Genomic DNA, 17,775 nt, shown 5'->3' with positions numbered 1-17,775 from the left:
ACCCCCGCACCGGCCTCGCTGGCCGGTGCCACTCACGGGCGAAACGAAAGGTGGAATGACATGAGACGTTCGCTTGGCCTGCGGCTCGCCGCGGCATCCGTCGGCGCCCTGGCATTGGTCGGCGTGGCCGGGGCGGCCTTCGCCGAGGAAGCGGAGTTCGGCTCCGGAGATGTCGACGTCAACGTCGAGATCGCCGAGATCACCGAACCCGGTGTGCTCGCGATGACCGTCGCGGCGGGCTCGACCGCTCTGACCGAGCAGGGCTCGACCGACCTGGTGCGCCAGTTCGTCGGCACCCTGCCGACGGTGTCGATCACCGACACCCGCACGGGCGACGAGATCCCCGACGGTGCCGGCTGGTACGTGCTCGGCTCGTCATCGGGCTTCACCGGCAACGCCGGCCAGCCCGAGATCGGCGCCGGCAACCTCGGCTGGACGCCGCGCCTGATCGACAGCGGCGACACCGGGCTGATCGCCGAGGGCGACCCGGTCGGCACCGTGATGGACCAGGGCGCCGACGCCGTCGGCCTCGTCGACCAGGAGCTCTTCGCGATCGCCGGCGACTCGGCCGAGGTCGCCCCCGAGGGTCAGTGGACCGCCACAGCCGACCTGTTCCTGCGCACGCCGGCGACGGTCGCTCCCGGGTCCTACACGGGCACAGTCACCCTCTCGCTGTTCGAGTGAGTCCCTCCGTCGTCGGGTGAGACGACGACGAACGGCGGATGCCGCGGCAGCACGTGCTGCCGCGGCATCCGTTCGTTCGTCCGGGACCGCGACGTGCCTCTCGATCACCTCGCGGTTCAGCTGCGCATCCGCGGGACGCGCTCACGCGGAGAGCGACGACCCGAGCAGCGCCCTGACCTGCTCGACCGCCGAGTCGCCTCCGGAGTGCTCGTCACGCCCTTCGGGTCCGCTGGTCACGCAGATGAGCATCGCGTTCGACTCGGGGCCCAGCCGCCCGGCGCCGGCTCGGTCCAACGAGACCACGTGACGGGCCGACGCCAGGTCGGCGGTGGCGAGGAGGTCGTCGCCGCCGGCGAACACCGGCACCGTGACGAGGCGCGACCCTGCCGTCCTGGCGAGTGCGGCGATGACTCCGAGCACCGACAGCGTGCGGTTCGTGCCGGGCGCCTCGTACAGCACGACGAGCGGTCCATGGTCGCTTCCGCGCAACGCGCGAGCCGATCCGTTGGGCCGGTATCCCAGTTCCTGCATGGCTCGCAGCACCCGGCTCCGCGTGGCGGGCGCGACCTCAGGGCGCCCGCGTGCGACGCGCGACACGGTCTGCGACGAGACACGAGCGTGCGTCGCGACATCCCGGATGGTGGCGGCGTTGCGCTGGGGCATGTCCGGCGTATCTCCTCGGAGCCTGCGGCAAGGTCACCGCATGCAAAGAATTTACCATCCAAGAGACGCGCGCGCACGCGTAAGAAATTCATTTAGCCCACGCGCAGCCGACCTCGCTCTGCGCGGGGCACGCCTCACGCCACGTGCACCTTCGCGTCGGCCCATGATGCGTGATCGGTCTGGTTGCCGTTGCCGCCGTCGGTCACGACCATCCTCAGCACGTCGACGTCGGCGATGCCCACATCGACGTTCCGTGCGCCGGCCGCCGCGGTCAGGAGACCGCTGTCGTACAGCTTGCGCCCGTCGCCCCAGAGTTGGAACACGACACTGCCCGCGGTGCCCTGCCGTGCCGAGAAGTCATCGACCCCCACCACCGAGGTGAAGCGGGTGCAGGCGCCGCCCAAGTACACGGACACCTCCGACGGGGCGTGCACGCCGAGGCCCTTCGCGTACGTCAGCCCCGCGATCGAGATCGCCGGCCCGTCGCCCGCGCCGTTCTTGCCATTGCTCTGGTCCCGTTCGACCGGCCCCCACGCGTTCGTCGACGACAGCCATTCGAGATCGCTCACGTACGAGGTCGCCTGCGGCGGAGCGGGCGTGGATCGCACGGTCGCGGCGAGGGTGGTCTCGGCGACGGCGCCGGCGAACGTGTACGTGGCCACCGCGACCACCTGCTGCGCCCCGCCGAGCGCCGGCCCGGCCACCACGGTGAAGAGGACCTCCGTCGACCGACCGGGGCGGAGCACCGGCCGGCGACGGGGCGGCGACGCCGACCATCCATCGGGCACGCGCAGCTGCAGGCCGAGGTTCGACACATCCTGGCTCCGGTGATTGGCGAAGGTCACCCGGACCTCGACGGAGGCCCCGGCGCGGACGAGTTCGGGCGCCTCGATCGTCAGTCCGTCAGGTCGCCACGGCTCCCTGGGCATGGGCGGCTCGATCCAGGATCGCTTCATGAGCGCGACGAGGGATGCCGCCACCTCCGGATGCTGCGCGGCGACGTTCGTCGTCTCGCCGACGTCGCTCGCGAGATCGTAGAGCTCGACGCTCCACGCGTCGTCGGGCACCGAGCGGTCACGATCCGGAGCGAATCGCACCGCCTTCCAACGCCCCTGTCGAAGCGCCTCCGCGGCGTGCCGGACCCGGCCTCCCTCGGCGGCCTGCGCTCGACCGGTCGTGTACGGCTCGAGGCGCCAGAAGTACATCGGGCGCTCCGCCCGCTGGACATCGTCGGCGGTGTCGTCGAACGACGGCAGCATCGAGCGGCCGTCGACGAACGGCGGCACCGGCGCGCTGGTCAGCTCGGCCACCGTGGGAAGCAAGTCCCACATCGCCCACGGCTCCACGGCGGTGCTGCCCGCAGCCGCTCCGACGAGCCCGGGTGCCCAGATGATGGCCGGAACCCGGATGCCGCCCTCGTAGAGGTTGCGCTTGTAGCCTCGGAGCGGGCCGTTGGCATCGAAGAAGTCCGGATCGTGGGCGGGAGTCCCCTCTTCGTGCGGTCCGTTGTCGCTGACGAACAGGATGACGGTGTCCTCGGCGATGCCGTGATCCTCGAGCTTCGCGACGAGCCGGCCGACGTCGGCATCCATTCGCGTGATCTGCGCCGCGTGCGCGAGATTGCCTTCCCCCCATGGCATGCCGGCGTACTGCCCGAGGTCGGGGACCTGCTGGGGGAAGTGCGGCACGTTGGTCGAGAGGACGACCAGGAACGGGTCCTCGCGGTGGTCCTCGATGAACTGCAGCGCCCGGTCGGCGAACAGGTCCGGTGCGTAGGTGCCGGTTCCGCCGCCCTGGTTCTCGGGGAGTTGGAGCCGATCGGCGTTGTGCCAGAGCGAATCCGGGTAGTAGTCGTGGGCGTGCGTGTGGGTCAGGTAGCCGAGGAACTCATCGAAGCCCTGCGCATTCGGGCCGCTCGGGTGCGTGGGGTCATCGGGCGAGAAGCCCCACTTGCCGAAGAGTGCCGTGCGATACCCGACCGCCTGCGCCAGCAGCGCGAAGGTGACCTCGTCGTCGCGCAACGGCTCGTCGCCGCTGCCCGGCTCGGGGTTGTTGCGGACGGTGGCGTGCCCCGTGTGCATGCCGGTCAGCATCGAGCACCGCGATGGCGCGCACACCGGTCCCCCGGCATAGAAGTCCGTGTACCGGACGCCCTCACGCGCGAGTCGGTCGAGGTTCGGGGTGCTGATCCGGCTCTGCCCGTACGAGCCGAGTTCGCCGTAGCCGAGGTCGTCGGCGAGCACGATCACGATGTTCGGCCGACGGGCCCCGGATGTCGCGGCTCGGGCGCTCCACGCCGTCAACGGGTCGCCTGCGGCCACCGCCGCACCGATCGCCGCACCGCCCGCGATCAGGAAGTGCCGTCGGTTGAGGGTCGCCGCCCGGCCGTCATCGCGTGTCATCGTCTGCTCCATCTCCATCACGTCCGGCTACTCGAAGAGCGAGAGGGTCAGCGACGACGAGTAGTCGCCGGAAGCCACCGACGCCGGAGTCCGGAGGACGAGTTCCGCGGTGGCGGTCCATTGGCCGTCTGATGCCACGTCGCCGGAATCCCACGCGGCCGCCAGCAATTCCTGGTCGACCAGTCCGACGTTGTTCGGTCCGGGGTCGAGGACCGTGCCGACCGGGTCCCCTTCGCCGACGAGTCCGGACTCGCCGCCGTCGATCATCGCCGGGGTCCAGCCGAGATGCCCGGCATCGATGGGAGCCTGACCCGTCGCGCCCACGAAGTCGGTCGCGCTGCCCAGGACGTACCAGTACGCCCCCTGCGGGATCTCGTCGGGCGAACGGGTGTCGGTCACGGTGACCGCCGGGAGGGTACCCGTGAACTCGCGGATGAGCTCGCCTTCCCCCGTCTCCGTCAGCACAGCCGACGTGCCGGCCACGGTCAGCGCGAGCGTTCCGGGCTCGCTGATCTCCGCGACCTCGACCCCGACCTCGACGATCCCCTCGCCGTGCGTCTCCTCGGCGAACGCGGCGGTCGCCGCTCCCATGAGGGCGAGCGTTCCCGCGATCGCGGCGGAGCATCGCAGCAGGTCGGATCTCTTCATCGAGTGCCTCCAGAGGTGGTCGCCCGTGGTCGGGCGGAAGGGACATCGGGCGATGTCTGGACCGTCCGGCTCGGGGCAGAGCCGAAGCCCTGCTCCGGATCCCACCGGATCGACACGAACGTAGCGCACACACTGCATGTCAGCAACACATGTTGCACTGCGCATGCACATATAGAGTCACCAAAGAGTGTTTCGGACATGGTGAATGCGCACCATGCGCACTTTTTCCTGAGGATCTCTTCCCCTCCCACCCCCGCAGCGCTACATTGGCCGGGATCGACATCTGCCGACGATCGGGCGGCTTTTGGCCTACTTCCGCTGAAAGCGGCCTCGACAGCCCGTGACGACGGCGCAGTGCACACCAAAGCTCCTCATGCTCAACGACGAACATCGAGTGGAGAACCATGACCGACGCAGACCTCAGCGCACGCCCGGGGCAGCAGGCCAGACGACTCATCCGCACCAGCTGGATCCTCATCGCCGCCGTGGCGGCGGCCCTCCTGTCCGCACCGCCCGCGGACGCGGCCGTATCCGCGGCGCCGGCGCCGTCGCCGCGTCCCGTCATCGACGCGCCTCCCCCGCCGACGGACCCGTTCCCAACGTCTCCCGGCTCAGAGGTGGTCGTCGACAACGTCGACCCCGGGTTCTCATCCAGCGCGGGCGGCGTTCCCTGGGCGACCTCATCGGGCATGTCCGGCTTCCTCGGGACGGACTACGCCTACGCGTTCGCGAACTCGGGAGCGACCGCGCGATGGACGCCCGACGTGCAGACGACCGGCTGGTACGGCGTCTACGCGTGGATGCCCGACGGCGTCGGGAAGGGTCGTGCCACCGCGGCGAAGTTCACGGTGAACTCGGCGGATGCCACCACGGAAACGCATTCCGTCGACCAGAGCGTCGCCGCCCGCGGCGAGTGGCTGTTCCTCGGCAACCATCGCTTCGACGCGGGCACGGGCGGGTACGTCGAGCTCGCAGCCGGCGTCGGCGGCACGGGAACCGTCATCGCCGACGCGATCCGCCTGGGGCCGACCCAACAGGAGAGCATCGTGAAACAGCTCGATCGGGCCAAGGCGGCCGGATCGACCACGGTCACGATCGCGCCGGGAACGTACAAGCAGGCAGCGACCCTCAACCTGAAGAACTACCCGGGCATGACGATCAACGCCGACGGCGCGTGGCTCGTCCTCACGAATCCGGCTGGACAGGCGCTCTACATCCCGTCGAACGGGGTCACCGTCGAGGGCCTGACGATCACGTACGAGACGATGCCGTACACGCAGGGCCGGGTCCGCGAGACCTCGGCCGAGGCCGGCGGGTCCATGGTCGTCGAGATCTCCACCGGCTTCCGGAAGCCCGCGAACCCGACCGGACGCGTCATCACCTGGGACGCCGACCTGCGCCTGCAGCACGGCTTCGCCGATGGCGGCACGTTCGTCTGGGAGGACCAGGCGGCCGGACTCCTCCGCGTGTCCGGGTCGACCAACCCGTGGCTCCTCTCCGGCGCGAAGGTCGGGGACATCGTGACGATCGGCGACATCACGTCGCACACCCAGGCCATCAGCGTCGACGGCACGGATGTCACGCTGCGCGACGTCATCCTTCGAGGCGCCCCCGCGATGGGCCTCATGAACGCGGTGGGCGGCGGCAACCTGCACCTCGACGGATTCCAGCTCATCCCACCGGCGAAACCGCAGGGCGCCACCGAGGAGCCCATCATGAGTTCGGTCCATGACGGGCTGCAGTTCCAGTCGGTCAAGAAGGGGCCGACGATCGAGAACTCGCTGTTCGTCAACGCCGGGGACGACACCTTCAGCAACCCCGGGGTGGGCCCGATCGAGGTCGTGGCCGTCGACGCCGCGGACCCGACCATCGTCACGCTGCGGTTCGAGGACGATGTCTGGCGACGAGCGCACACGGGCGACCGGCTGCAGCAATGGCTCGGGGACGTCTCCGCCACCATCACGGCACTGCGCAAGACGGACGATCCGACTGACGCGAAGCAGCTCTTCACGGCCACGTTGGACGTGCCGAGCCCGTGGACCGTCGGCACGAAGGTCACGAGTCCCGACCGCATGGGTGCCGACTGGGTCTTCCGGAACAACCGAGTCGACAGTTCGGGCCGGGGCCTGCTCGTGAAGGCGCCGAACGGCGAGATCACGGACAACTGGATCCGAGGGGCGAATGCGATCTCGGTCGCGAGCGAGATCTGGTCGAACTCCCATGCCAACGCCGGCGGACACCTCGTCATCGCGCGCAACGAGATCTACAGTTCGCCGAACTCCGCGGGCGGCGTCTGGAACGGATGTCAGCGCGGCGCGGTCTCGTTCGAGGCCGACGAGTCACTCGGCCGCACCGGCTTCCTCTCGCCCGACATCGAGGTGACCGACAACACCTTCGTCGACATCCGAGGTCTGAATCTCCTGATCGCGAACGCCGCGAACGTGAGCGTGACCGGGAACCAGTTCCTCAACAGCCACCGGGTCTGGGCCCCGCGCGACAATCGCTGCGACATCGTGACGACGTCGGTCATCACGGTGATGCAGTCCGACGGCGTGCACTTCGCCGACAACACCATCGACTGGATGGGTCCGTATTCGACGCAGCCGGTGACCGTGGAGGCCGGAACGAGCACGAATATCAGCGGCCTGCCCGGAGGCGTGGCCCTGCTCAACGAACACGCCACGACGATCACCGGACACCACTCCGTGCTGACCAACGCGCACAGCGCCCTGCGACTCGCAGAATCCGCGAGCGGCGCCGTCGTGCAGCAGGGTGCCGGCCTGCCTGCCCAGACCTGGCGGCTGGAGCCCACCGGCACGCCCGGTGTCGTCGCGATCGTGCACCACGCCAGCGGCGACGTGCTCACGGCCAACGCGACGACCGCCGCCGTGACGCTGACGGGCGATAGCGGCCAGCCGACGCAGAGATGGCGAGTGCTCGATCTCCGCGACGGCCTCGTGAGGATCCTCAATCAGGCGACGGGCAAGGCACTGGGCACGAACGGCGAGGTCCTCACGGACGGCGCACCGATCGGACAGTACCCCGCGGCGGGTTCGAAGCCGCAGACGTGGGCGCTCGCGGACGTGACCGGAGTCCGGGCGGCCGACCCGGCGGCGGGAACGACGCAGGTCGAGGCCCCTCCGAGTTCGGTCGTCGCGGGCGCGTGGGAGCGCAATGGGACGATCCGCGTCTTCGCCGAGCGACTCGGCCAGGCCCTTGCCGCCCCGGTGACGGTCGGAGGCATCACGATCCCGGCCGGAACCCGCGTCAACGTGCACTACGTCCACGCCGACCGGATCGGGTCGGATAACGTCCGCGCCACGTTCACGGGTTCGTTGCTGTTCGATGGGGACGTCCTGGCGGTCGCCTCGAGCGCCACCGACCTGCAGGCGACCTCCGCGGCGTTCGGCTCGACAGGGACGACCTACTCGACCCACGTCGATCAGGGACTCGAGTACGACGACGAGGTCGACGTGTCGGGGCGGGTCGTCGACCTCGCGTTGACGGTGTACGGCGGCTCCGATGCGGTTCGGGTGTTCACTACGGCGCCCTCGCCCTGAGCCGGGTGGCCCACGGGCGACGCGGACCGACGCCGGGCCGCGGCGCCCTTCCTCCGCCATACTGGTCGCATTCGAAAGGAGCATCATGGCGATGAACTCGGGCGCGGCGCGCAAGACGATCTCGGCTGCGGCATCCGTCGCCCTCCTCCTCGGCCTTGCCGGGTGCACCGGCGTTCCGGCCGCCGACACGGTCACTCCGAGCGTCGCCACGTTCGAGATCGAGGGACAGACGTTCAAGATCGAGCTCGTGACGCCCGAATTGGTGCAGCACGCGGAAGCGCTGCTGGCTGGCAAGGAAGTGCCCGCCATCCCGGTCGGGCGGATCGTTCGCGATGACCCGTCGGTGAACGAGCCGTGGACCTGGCACATCGACCCCGCCACCCTCGAGTTCGCGGACTTCACGACCGAGGTGTGCGATGGCCTCCCCGAGTACGTCGAGGACGGCACGCTCACGAGCGACACCTACTGCCCGTGGCTCGCGAAGGTGACCGCCGTCGAGCCACTCGACTGATTCGGGCGCGCAGCACGAACGGCGGATGCCGCGGCAGCACGTGCTGCCGCGGCATCCGCGTTGCTCCTGATCGTGCGAGACAGACTCAGCCGAGCGTGAACGTCTGCGTCGTGGTGTTGCCGGCGACGTCGAAGACGACGAGGGTGTTGAGCCCCGCGACCGCTCCGAAGGTGCCGGGCTTGACGAAGTTCACGTCCGACCACGCGTTGTTCGACAGGTCCTTGACCTTGCCGTTCAGTTCGACCTTGTCGATCTTGCCCGCGTCGTACAGCTTGAAGCTGACGAGCGAGTACGCCCCGGCGTCGCCGCCCCGCACCGTGTAGGCCGCGCCGTCCTTGATCGTGACGGTCGGCTTGACCGAGTCGATCGTGAACGCGAAGGTGCTCGTCTTCGAGATGTTGCCGGCGAGGTCCTGCGCGTTGTACTTGACCGTGTAGTCGCCCGAGGCGAGTGCGACCGTGGCCTTGTGCGACCCCGACTTCGCGCCGCCCTCGACCTTGGACTGCGTGCTCTTGACGAGCTTGCCGTCCTTATAGATGTTCGCGACGATGCGCTGGAGGCCGCGCTCGTCGGTCGCGTCGACCTGCACCGCGAGCTCACGGAACGGTCCGGCGGCGATCGGCGAGACGAGCGAGACCTCGGGGCGCGTGGTGTCGGGCTCCTCGACGGGCGGCTCGACGCCCGCCTCGGTGACCCACTTCTCGCCGGCATCCGTCTTCGTCACGGTGAACTCGTCGTACACCGCGCCGACCGGGAGGTCGGTCGTGGCATCCGCCGTCTTCTCCGCGAGGTACGAGCGGTAGTGCAGCTGGTCGTTCGAGACGTCGATGACCTGGTAGGTCGTGACGCCGGCGCCGCGCAGCACCTGGGTGGCGTTGTTGTTGGTCCAGACGTTCTTCGCGTCGGTCTCGAGCTCGTAGTGCTTCGCGCCCGAGTTGGAGACGATGTAGACGGGGCCGTCGGTGATGCCGGCCGTCTCGGTGACGTCGTCGTTGTTGTAGCCGCGGGCGTAGGTGTGGTCGTGGCCCATCATGACGAGGTCGATGTCGTGCTTCTGGAACACCGGCACCCAGTACGTGCGCAGTTCGGGCTCGTTGCGTCCCTCGGAGGCCGAGTAGACGGGCTGGTGGAAGGTCACGACGTTCCACTTCGACGGGCTCTGCTCGAGCACGTGGTCGAGCCATGCGGCCTGGAACTCGGGCCAGAGCGACGAGAGCTTCGTCGACGGGCAGTCGGCGCCGGCGCACGACGGGAGGTTGTCGGGCGTCAGGAAGGTCGCGTCGCGGGTCGCGTTCAGCGTGATGAAGCGCACGCCCTGGTAGTCGGTGAAGTACACCGTCTCGGTGGCGAACTGCGTCCAGTGGGCGAAGTACGCGGCGTACTGCTTCGCGACGTCGGTGTCACCGTCGGCGAGGTCGGCGAGGGCGCCGACGGTCTCGGTCGTCGGGTTGTTGTGCGGGTACTCGAAATTCGCCTTCCACGACTTCAGGAGCTTGTCGCCCGAGTACTCGTGGTTGCCCGGTGCCGCCATGACGTTCGTCGTGGCCGCCGAGGTCTGCATGCCCTTGAACCAGTTGACCCACTGGGTCTCGTTGCTGGCGCTGTCGATGAGGTCGCCGGCGTGCACCGAGCCGATCGAGTCGGGCGCGGATGCCTCGGCCATGGCCACGACCTTCGGCCACGTGGTGTCGAGGCCGATCTGCGCGTCGCCGTAGTAGACGAACTGGAACTCGTCGTCCTTCGGGTCGGCGGTCGTGAACTCGGTCCACGGGCTCCAGCCCGTGTCGGTGCCGACGCGGTAGGTGTACGCGGTGCCGGCCGCGAGGCCGTCGACCGTGGCGGAGAAGTGCTGCAGCGGGTTGCCGTTCACGGCGCCGGCCGCATACGCGTCGATCGAGCGGATGTCGCCGCCGGCCGTCGGGCGGATCTCGACGCGTCCCGTGGTCTGCGTCGCGTCGCCCGCGAGCCACGAGAACGACTGCGACGTCTCGGGGGTGGCGGTCGGGGTGAGGATGACGCGCGACGGCGGCGCGCTCACGGGCTCGACGGGTGGGGCGGCCTCGGTCAGCCGCAGCGCGGTCACATCGAGGTAGATGTCGCTGCTGGTCTCGCGGTCCTGGTAGAGCGCGACGGCGACCGTGTTGACGCCGTCGACGAGCACGTCGCCGTCGGCCGCGAAGCTCGCGGCGAGCGGGTCGGACATGCCGGCGCCGGCGTACTCCTGGTTGGTGGTGCCGGTGACCCGCTCGTCGCTGAGGCCGGCGACCTTCTGGCCGTTGATCCACACGATGGCGCCGTCGTCGTAGACGACGTCGCCGAGGACCTGGTCGACTCGATCGGCGACGCCGGCCTCGAGCGTGAAGCTCGTGCGGAAGAAGAACGTCGGCACGTCGGGCGCCTTCACGCCGTCGAGGTACTGGTTCAGCAGGGTCTTCGGCATGCGCGGGCCGACGGCGGCGAGCTTGCCGCCCTTGGCGCCGAAGCTGCCCGCCGCGGACTTCCAGGCGGAGTCGTCGAACGCGGCGCCGGTCCAGGCGCGCAGGTCGGTGCCGCCCTTCACGGGGTCGGTGCCGTCGTCGAGGTAGCGCCACGGGGTCGCGCTCGTCACGACCGGCGCGGTCGGCACCGCGGGGTCGTTCGCGGCGTAGGCCGCGGCGGGCACCGCGACCGCGCCGCCGACGAGGGCGAGCATGAGCGCGGATGCCGCGGCTCGCCTCCCCCGTCGCGTCTGGTTCGTCATCATCGTCGTCATGTCGGTCCTTCGTCGATCGAGGGAGGGCGCGCAACAGCGGCGCCCCTCGATCGCTCCCGAGGTACGCCGCCCGCCGCCCGCTGGCATGCTCCATCGAAGCGAGGCCGGATGTCTCGGCCCTTGCCCCCGGATGGCCCCCGGGTGAAGCCGCCGTGACCCCCGAGTTCACCGGATGCTGATAGCCTCGCGACCCGCGCGACGGTGATCACCCGATCGGCCGATCGGCTGAGGCGATGGCGGCTCCGCGGCCGATGCGCGCGCCGAGGCCGCACGCGAGCATCGAAGCATGACCACCCGTCGCCGTACCGAATGGCTCGCTCCCGCCGGCCTGATCGCCCTCACGCTCGTGCCCATGGCCGCCGGCAGCAGCCGCCTCGCGCAGCTCGGGTCAGGCGCCCAGGTCACGGCCGAGAACGCCCGCTTCTTCGACTCTCCCGTGCCCGTGATCGCCCACATCATCGGGTCCACGGTGTTCCTGCTCGTCGGTGCGCTGCAGTTCGTGCCGTCGCTGCGGCGGCGACGCTGGCACCGGCTGGCCGGGCGGGTCGTGGCGCCCGCTGGACTCGTGTCCGCGGCATCCGGCCTCTGGATGGCGGTGGCCTACGACCTGCCCGACCACAGCGGGTTCGCGCTCATGCTGATCAGGGTGGTGCTCGCACCCGCGATGGCGGCGGCGATCGTCGTGGCGTTCCTCGCGATCCGCCGCGGCGACGTGCAGACCCACAGCGCCTGGATGACCCGCGCCTACGCGATCGGCCTCGGCGCCGGCACGCAGGTGCTCACGATCCTGCCGTGGGCGCTGCTCGTCGGCGAGCCCGACCGGTTCACGTACACCGTGCTGATGGCGCTCGGCTGGGCGATCAACCTCGCGGTCGCCGAGGTCGTCATCCACCGAAGGGCGCGAAGCGGCATGTTCGGCCCACGCCCGCCGATCGCGACCTCCGACGTGCCGTCGGCGACGGATGCCGCGCGCCTATCATGAGGGCATGACGAGCCCGCTGCGGTCGCTGTGGAGCGCGCCGGCCGCGGTTCCGCCGCCGCCTCGGCGCGTGTGGCGCGACTGGGTGCTCGTCGGCGTGCTCGTACCGCTCGTCGTCGTCGAGGCGGCGCTGCGATCCGAGGTGCCGTGGCGCTGGGCGTGGGCCGTCGCGCTGGTGCTGCTCGTGCCGACGCTGCTCTGGCGGCGGTCGCGCCCGTTCACGATGCTGGCCGTCGCGTTCGGCGCCGGCACGGCGTTCGGACTGGTCACGGGCGGCGATCCGCAGCTGTACACGACCGCCTACTTCCTGCTGCTCGTCTACGCGGTCATGCGCTGGGGATCGGGCCGGGCCATGCTCGGCGGCGGCGCGCTCGCGCTCGGCGGGTGGGCGATCGGCCTCGTGACGGGCGCACCCACCGTCGGCGACGCGATCGGCAGCGCCGCCGTCGTGGTCACGACCTGGTCGCTCGGCCTGGCCTTCCGCTGGCGCGCCGGGGCCAGGGCGCGCGAGCTCGACCGCATGCGCCTGCTCGAACGCGAGCAACTCGCGCGCGACCTGCACGACACGGTCGCCCACCACGTCTCGGCGATCGCGATCCAGGCGCAGGCCGGGCTCGCCGTGGCCACCACGCAACCGGATGCCGCGGCCGGCGTGCTGCGCACCATCGAGGCCGAGGCGTCTCGCACCCTCGACGAGATGCGCGCGATGGTGCGCGTGCTGCGGCGCGACGGCGGAGCGGTGCCGGCGGGCGTCGACGCCGCGGAGCGGACCCCGGCCCCGTCGGCGGGCGATGTGCGGCGGCTCGCGGCATCCGCTGCCGGGCCCGGCGAGCTCGACGTCGACGTGACGGTCGACGGCGATCACGAGTCGCTGCCGCCCGCCGTGGGCGCGGCCGTGTTCCGCCTCGCGCAGGAGTCGGTGACCAACGCCCGCCGGCACGCGCGCGACGCGACCCGCGTCGACGTCGCCGTGCAGGTCGACGGGTCCGGCGTGCGGCTCGAGGTCCGCGACGACGGGCGGCCCGCGGCATCCGCTCGCCCCGGATACGGCATCACGGGCATGGTCGAACGCGCGACGCTGCTCGGCGGCACCTGCGCGGCGGGCCCGGCCGCGGGCACCGACGACGCGGGCGGTTGGCGGGTCTCGGCCGTGCTGCCGCGCGCCGCCTGGACTGGAGGAACGGCATGACCGTGCGCGTGCTCATCGCCGACGACCAGGAACTCGTGCGAACGGGTCTCCGCATGATCCTCGACGCGCAGCCCGACATCGAGGTCGTGGGCGAGGCGGCCGACGGCGGCGAGGCCGTGGCGATGGCACGTTCGCTGCGGCCCGACGTGTGCCTCTTCGACATCCGGATGCCGGTGGCCGACGGCATCGCGGCGACGCGCGAGCTCGCGGGGCCCGGCGTCGCCGACCCGATGCCCGTCGTGGTGATCACGACGTTCGATCTCGACGAGTACGTGTACGCGGCGCTGCGTGCCGGCGCCCGCGGATTCCTGCTGAAGAACGCCGGGGCCGTGCTGCTGCGCGAGGCCGTGCACGCGGCCGCCAGGGGCGACGCGCTCATCGACCCGAACGTGACCGTGCGGCTCATCGAGGCGTTCGCGGGCACCGCACCCGAACCGCGGGCGGCACCCACGACCCCGCTCACCGATCGCGAGCAGGAGGTCGCGGCTGCGGTCGCCCGCGGGCTCGGCAACGTCGAGATCGGGCGCGAGCTGCACATCTCGCTCAGCACGGTGAAGACGCACATCGCGAGCATCATGGCCAAGATCGGCGCCCGCAATCGCGTCGAGCTGGCGATCTGGGCGACCGACGCCCGACGATAGCGACCGGAGGCCCCGCGATCAGTCGTCGAGCTCCTGGAAGATCGTCAACTGCAGCCCGGCCGGCCCGCGCAGGCGCGCGTTCACCGAACGCCACGGCGTCTCGCGGGGCTCGGCGATCAGCTCGGCACCGGCCTCGATGAGCTCGGTGGTCGTCGCCGCGCTGTCGTCGACCTCGAGCGCGACGCGCAGCCGGTCGCTCCGCTGCCCCTCGGCCTCGACGCGATCGATGAACCGCACCTGCGCCGGATTCGACAGTTCGAGCGTTGCGCGGCCGGCGTCGAGGATCACGACCCGGGCTCCCTCGTCGCCGTCGTACGCCTCCTGCTCGGACATGCCGAGCACGTCGCGGTAGAAGGCGAGCGCCTGCTCGAAGTCCTCGGCCTCGACCACGAGCCGCAGCTGCCGCACGCCAGGTGCCCTGCTCGCGCCGGACGGGTTCTCGTTCACGTCTTCGGTTGCCATGCACTCATTGTGCGCGGTTCCCCGCCGCCGGTCGAGGAGCGCCCGCCGGTCGAGGAGCGAAGCGTCTCGAGCCCAGCGGGACGCCGGCGGGGTTCGCTGGTCTCGAGACGGCCCTGGCGCGCCTCCTCGACCGGCGAAGCCGGAGCGACCCCCGACCCCCGGTCCGACTCGGGGGTTGACCCGATATGCGCGCCGGGCGGGCGCTCGTACCGTGCGACCATGACCACCACGAGCACCGGCGCATCGCAGCCGCCCGCGGCATCCGACCGCTCAGGCACCACCGCACGCATCGCCCCAGCCGCGTCGGCACCCCCACCCAGGGGCCGCCTCGGCACGCGCATCGCCTGGACCTGGGTGCTGCTCTCGTCGCTCGCGATCGCCGCGTTCGCCGTGACGCCCTACCTCACGGCCTCGCTGCGGTCGCTCGCCGATTCGCCGTCGGGCGGGCTCGCGGGCAACTACGCCGATCAGCCGTGGCCGATCCAGCTCGCGTTGTACGTCCACATCGTCGGCGGCGGGTTCGCGCTCGTCGTCGGCCCGCTGCAGTTCTGGCGGGGCCTGCGCACGCGGCATCCGCGCGTGCACCGCTGGACCGGCCGCGGCTACCTCACGGCCGTCGGCGTCGCGGGGCTCGCGGGGCTCGTGATCGCGCCCGTGAACGACGCCGGCCTCGTGGGCCTCTTCGGCTTCGGCACGCTCGGCCTGCTGTGGCTCGCGACCGGCTGGGCCGGCTACCGCTCGATCCGGCGAGGGGATGTCGCGAGCCACCGCGCCTGGATGATGCGCAACTTCTCGCTCACCTACGCGGCCGTGACGCTGCGCATCTGGATTCCGCTGCTCATCCTCGTGCAGGTGCCGTTCACGACCGGCGCCTTCGACTTCGACGCCGTCTTCGCGAACGCCTACGCCGTGGTGCCGTTCCTCTGCTGGCTGCCGAACCTCGTGGTCGCCGAGTGGCTCATCGCGCGTCGCGGGCTGCCGGGGTTCCGGCCGGCGACGCTCGTCGCGAGCGGCAGTTGAGCGGCACTTGAGGGGCGGCGCGCGACGGATGATTGTGCCCGGCCGCCGACCGGAGGATCCTGAACTCATGAGCGACCGTGAGCAGTTCCTGGTGTGGGTGCAGAGCGAGTTCGTGCGAGCCGAGCGCGCCATGTACGACGGAGACGACGGGCCGCGCCGCGCGACCTGGTCGGAGCACGAGCCCGTCGGCGTGCTCGGCGCCTGGCGCAACGCCACCGATCGGGCCGAGCTCGTCGAGGCGTTCGAGGTGCTCGCGGCAAGCTTCTCGAACTGCACCGACTACGCGTTCGACCTGATCTCGTTCGACGTGGTCGGCGACCTCGCCTACACCGTCGGCTACGAGCGCGTGTCGACCTCGATCAACGGCGAGCCGCGCACCTTCACGCTGCGCGCGACGCAGGTCTACCGGCACGAGTCCGACGGCTGGCACGTCGTGCACCGGCACGCGGACCACGCCGGGTAGCGGGGCCGCCGAACGCAGCGTGCCCCGCCCGTCGAGTCGACGGGCGGGGCACCCTGCGTTCGATCAGGGCTCGAAGCCCGACCGATCAGCCGGCGCAGTTCAGCCGCGGCGCTTGTCCCACGGCTTGGTCGCCTGCGCGCCCTTCGGCAGCGGCCAGCCGACCTTCACGCCGGTGTCGAGCTTCAGCGCGTTCGCGATCGTGAAGAACGTGTCGGTCTGGTCGGTGAGGCCGAGCACGCCGACCGCGCTCGGGCCGTAGGCCGCCACGCGCAGCTGCGAGCCCGTGTGCTGCTGGGAGCCTCCGGCGGCCGACGTGCCGTACGAGATGCGCAGCGGCGTGCCGTCGAACGTCGTGAGCGTCGTGCCGAGGCCGGGCGTCGCGCCGTCGACGATCTGCGAGGAGTGCGCGTGGTCGGCGGTCACGATGACGAGCGTGTTGCGGTCCTTCTTCGCGAACGCGAGCGCGGCCTGCACGGCCTCGTCGAAGTCCTGCGTCTCGCCGATCTGGCCGCAGGCGTCGGCGGCGTGATCGCGCTTGTCGATCGAGGCGCCCTCGACCTGCAGGAAGAAGCCCTTCTTCGACTTCTTGTCGTTCAGCAGCTCGATGGACTTCTCGGTCATCTTCTGCAGGGTCACGCCCGAGGCGCCGAGGTAGTCGGGGTTCGGCTGGCAGACCTCACCGGTCGCCGCGCCCGAGCCGCCGACGGTCGCCACGGTCGGGGCGAAGCGCGTGGGCAGGTTGCCCGCCGCGAAGAGGCCGAGCACCGGGGCGTCCTGGTTCGCCTTGGTCACGCCGGCGAGCCCGGCTCCGTCGGTGATGACGGTGTAGCCGCGGTTCTTCGCCTGGTCGAGCAGCGTGAGGCCCGACCACTCGCCGGCCTTCGCGGTCTGCGCGAACGTGGTCGCACCGCCGCCGAGGGTGACGTCGGGGCGGGTGTCGAGCAGCTGCTCGCTGATCGAGCCGGCGCCGCCGTTCACGAGCGCGTCGGCCCCGCAGGTGGGGCTGTCGGGTCCGTAGCAGCTGCGCGCGGCGACGTGCGCCACCTGCACGGCGGGCGTCGCGTCCTGGAGCTCCGAGGTCGTGACGTCGCCGGTGCGCAGCCCATTGACCTTCGCGAGTTCGAGCAGCGTCTTCTTCGCGGCACCGTGGATGTCGACCGACACCGCGTTGTCGTACGTCTTGGTGCCGGTCGCCCAGCCGGTGCCGGTGGCGGCCGAGTCGGGCGTGTAGTCGGGCTTGCCCGCGAGCGGGTCGCCGTCCTTGTAGAGCGAGTAGGTCGTGTACTGGCCGGTCACGGGCAGGGCGTCGATGCCGGCGAGCTGGCCGCCGGCGCCGACGAGGTAGTTGCGGGCGATCGTGATCTCGCTGTCGCCCATGCCGTCGCCGATGAGCAGGATGACGTTTCGGGCGGGCACGGGCAGCAGCGAGCGCGCGAGGTCCGCGGCGTCGCCGAATCCCGTGGAGTTGTGGCGCACGGCGCCGCCGGTCTCGTCGGGCGAGGCCTGGGTGACGGCGGCAGCGGGCAGCACCGACGAGGCGACGATCGCGGCAGCGCCGATCGCGGCTGCGGCCAGGGTCATGGCGCGCCGGGTTGTGGGACGGAAGGGCATGGTGGTTCCTCCTCGAACGGATGTGGAACAGATGATGGAACGGATGTCGAAGCCGACGTCGGTGGCCCGCGATCCGGTTCGGCGAGCGACCGGAGCAAGCGCACCAGTACCCGTGGACATCCCGATGAACTCCGCAGGAACGACGGATGAATCCCCCCGAACGGGGGCCAGACGCCCTACCTTGGTGGGT

General features: G+C 70.8%; 14 protein-coding genes. 8 read left to right on the top strand and 6 right to left on the bottom strand.

What is annotated here, in order from left to right:
• The first annotated feature begins 60 nt into the window (after positions 1-60).
• On the top strand, positions 61-684 hold the full coding sequence (locus ATC03_RS04775; protein WP_067873769.1) for a hypothetical protein: 624 nt from the start codon (positions 61-63) through the stop codon (positions 682-684).
• Between the two features lie 141 nt (positions 685-825).
• On the opposite strand, the gene ATC03_RS04770 is transcribed toward ATC03_RS04775, so the two are convergent.
• The 3 genes from ATC03_RS04770 to ATC03_RS04760 form a co-directional block, all read right to left on the bottom strand.
• On the bottom strand, positions 826-1,347 hold the full coding sequence (locus tag ATC03_RS04770; protein ID WP_067873767.1) for a LacI family DNA-binding transcriptional regulator: 522 nt from the start codon (positions 1,345-1,347) through the stop codon (positions 826-828).
• Positions 1,348-1,481: 134 nt separating this feature from the next.
• Positions 1,482-3,749, bottom strand: coding sequence for a sulfatase-like hydrolase/transferase (locus ATC03_RS04765; RefSeq protein ID WP_067881451.1), 2,268 nt, complete (start codon positions 3,747-3,749; stop codon positions 1,482-1,484).
• 27 nt (positions 3,750-3,776) lie between these two features.
• Complete coding sequence (locus ATC03_RS04760; RefSeq protein ID WP_067873764.1) at positions 3,777-4,397, bottom strand: hypothetical protein; 621 nt, start codon at positions 4,395-4,397, stop codon at positions 3,777-3,779.
• A 404-nt stretch (positions 4,398-4,801) separates the two neighbouring features.
• Between ATC03_RS04760 and ATC03_RS04755 the strand changes: the two genes are divergently transcribed.
• Together ATC03_RS04755 and ATC03_RS04750 are read left to right on the top strand one after the other, a co-directional pair.
• Positions 4,802-7,957, top strand: coding sequence for a golvesin C-terminal-like domain-containing protein (locus tag ATC03_RS04755; protein WP_067873761.1), 3,156 nt, complete (start codon positions 4,802-4,804; stop codon positions 7,955-7,957).
• Between the two features lie 85 nt (positions 7,958-8,042).
• Positions 8,043-8,468: a BP74-related protein gene (locus tag ATC03_RS04750; RefSeq protein ID WP_227820234.1), complete on the top strand. Its 426-nt coding sequence runs from the start codon at positions 8,043-8,045 to the stop codon at positions 8,466-8,468.
• Positions 8,469-8,553: 85 nt separating this feature from the next.
• Here the strand turns inward: ATC03_RS04750 and ATC03_RS04745 are convergent, their stop codons facing one another.
• Positions 8,554-11,220 (bottom strand): fibronectin type III domain-containing protein, encoded by a 2,667-nt coding sequence (locus ATC03_RS04745; protein WP_067873757.1) that lies wholly within the window; start codon positions 11,218-11,220, stop codon positions 8,554-8,556.
• Between the two features lie 286 nt (positions 11,221-11,506).
• Here ATC03_RS04745 and ATC03_RS04740 point away from each other — a divergent pair, with 286 nt between their 5' ends.
• The 3 genes from ATC03_RS04740 to ATC03_RS04730 are packed head-to-tail and all read left to right on the top strand — an operon-like array spanning position 11,507 to position 14,029.
• The gene (locus ATC03_RS04740) at positions 11,507-12,202 is read left to right on the top strand and encodes a DUF2306 domain-containing protein (protein ID WP_067873755.1); all 696 of its coding nucleotides are present in this window, start codon (positions 11,507-11,509) and stop codon (positions 12,200-12,202) included.
• A gap of 4 nt (positions 12,203-12,206) precedes the next feature.
• Positions 12,207-13,388 (top strand): sensor histidine kinase, encoded by a 1,182-nt coding sequence (locus ATC03_RS04735; RefSeq protein WP_067873752.1) that lies wholly within the window; start codon positions 12,207-12,209, stop codon positions 13,386-13,388.
• Entirely contained in the window at positions 13,385-14,029 is a 645-nt protein-coding gene (locus ATC03_RS04730) for a response regulator (protein WP_067873750.1), read from the top strand. Before ATC03_RS04735 ends, ATC03_RS04730 begins: the two co-directional genes overlap by 4 nt.
• 18 nt (positions 14,030-14,047) lie before the next feature.
• Here the strand turns inward: ATC03_RS04730 and ATC03_RS04725 are convergent, their stop codons facing one another.
• Positions 14,048-14,491, bottom strand: a complete 444-nt coding sequence (locus ATC03_RS04725; protein ID WP_067873747.1) for a VOC family protein — start codon at positions 14,489-14,491, stop codon at positions 14,048-14,050.
• Between the two features lie 219 nt (positions 14,492-14,710).
• On the opposite strand from ATC03_RS04725, the gene ATC03_RS04720 reads away from it, so the two are divergent.
• Both ATC03_RS04720 and ATC03_RS04715 read left to right on the top strand, forming a co-directional pair.
• Positions 14,711-15,511 carry a DUF2306 domain-containing protein gene (locus ATC03_RS04720; RefSeq protein WP_084003292.1) on the top strand — a complete coding sequence of 267 codons (801 nt, stop codon included), beginning with the start codon at positions 14,711-14,713 and terminating at the stop codon, positions 15,509-15,511.
• Between the two features lie 67 nt (positions 15,512-15,578).
• Positions 15,579-15,974 (top strand): nuclear transport factor 2 family protein, encoded by a 396-nt coding sequence (locus ATC03_RS04715; RefSeq protein WP_067873744.1) that lies wholly within the window; start codon positions 15,579-15,581, stop codon positions 15,972-15,974.
• A 99-nt stretch (positions 15,975-16,073) separates the two neighbouring features.
• Here ATC03_RS04715 and phoA read toward each other — a convergent pair whose 3' ends face one another.
• Positions 16,074-17,585 (bottom strand): alkaline phosphatase, encoded by a 1,512-nt coding sequence (phoA, locus tag ATC03_RS04710; RefSeq protein ID WP_227820233.1) that lies wholly within the window; start codon positions 17,583-17,585, stop codon positions 16,074-16,076.
• Positions 17,586-17,775: the final 190 nt, after the last annotated feature.

Source organism: Agromyces aureus (genome assembly GCF_001660485.1).
In the GTDB taxonomy this organism is placed as follows: domain Bacteria; phylum Actinomycetota; class Actinomycetes; order Actinomycetales; family Microbacteriaceae; genus Agromyces; species Agromyces aureus.
The sequence above is the reverse complement of the archived record's forward strand: the minus strand, read 5'-3'. Positions and strand labels throughout refer to the sequence as shown.

Excerpts from the sequence above, each read along its gene's own strand:
- ATC03_RS04775 (WP_067873769.1), top strand. The coding sequence starts at position 61 with ATGAGACGTTCGCTTGGCCTGCGGCTCGCCGCGGCATCCGTCGGCGCC.
- ATC03_RS04760 (WP_067873764.1), bottom strand. The coding sequence starts at position 4,397 with ATGAAGAGATCCGACCTGCTGCGATGCTCCGCCGCGATCGCGGGAACG.
- ATC03_RS04715 (WP_067873744.1), top strand. The coding sequence starts at position 15,579 with ATGAGCGACCGTGAGCAGTTCCTGGTGTGGGTGCAGAGCGAGTTCGTG.
- ATC03_RS04765 (WP_067881451.1), bottom strand. The coding sequence starts at position 3,749 with ATGACACGCGATGACGGCCGGGCGGCGACCCTCAACCGACGGCACTTC.
- ATC03_RS04740 (WP_067873755.1), top strand. The coding sequence starts at position 11,507 with ATGACCACCCGTCGCCGTACCGAATGGCTCGCTCCCGCCGGCCTGATC.
- phoA (WP_227820233.1), bottom strand. The coding sequence starts at position 17,585 with ATGCCCTTCCGTCCCACAACCCGGCGCGCCATGACCCTGGCCGCAGCC.
- ATC03_RS04755 (WP_067873761.1), top strand. The coding sequence starts at position 4,802 with ATGACCGACGCAGACCTCAGCGCACGCCCGGGGCAGCAGGCCAGACGA.
- ATC03_RS04770 (WP_067873767.1), bottom strand. The coding sequence starts at position 1,347 with ATGCCCCAGCGCAACGCCGCCACCATCCGGGATGTCGCGACGCACGCT.
- ATC03_RS04750 (WP_227820234.1), top strand. The coding sequence starts at position 8,043 with ATGGCGATGAACTCGGGCGCGGCGCGCAAGACGATCTCGGCTGCGGCA.
- ATC03_RS04745 (WP_067873757.1), bottom strand. The coding sequence starts at position 11,220 with ATGACGACGATGATGACGAACCAGACGCGACGGGGGAGGCGAGCCGCG.
- ATC03_RS04725 (WP_067873747.1), bottom strand. The coding sequence starts at position 14,491 with ATGGCAACCGAAGACGTGAACGAGAACCCGTCCGGCGCGAGCAGGGCA.
- ATC03_RS04735 (WP_067873752.1), top strand. The coding sequence starts at position 12,207 with ATGACGAGCCCGCTGCGGTCGCTGTGGAGCGCGCCGGCCGCGGTTCCG.
- ATC03_RS04720 (WP_084003292.1), top strand. The coding sequence starts at position 14,711 with ATGACCACCACGAGCACCGGCGCATCGCAGCCGCCCGCGGCATCCGAC.
- ATC03_RS04730 (WP_067873750.1), top strand. The coding sequence starts at position 13,385 with ATGACCGTGCGCGTGCTCATCGCCGACGACCAGGAACTCGTGCGAACG.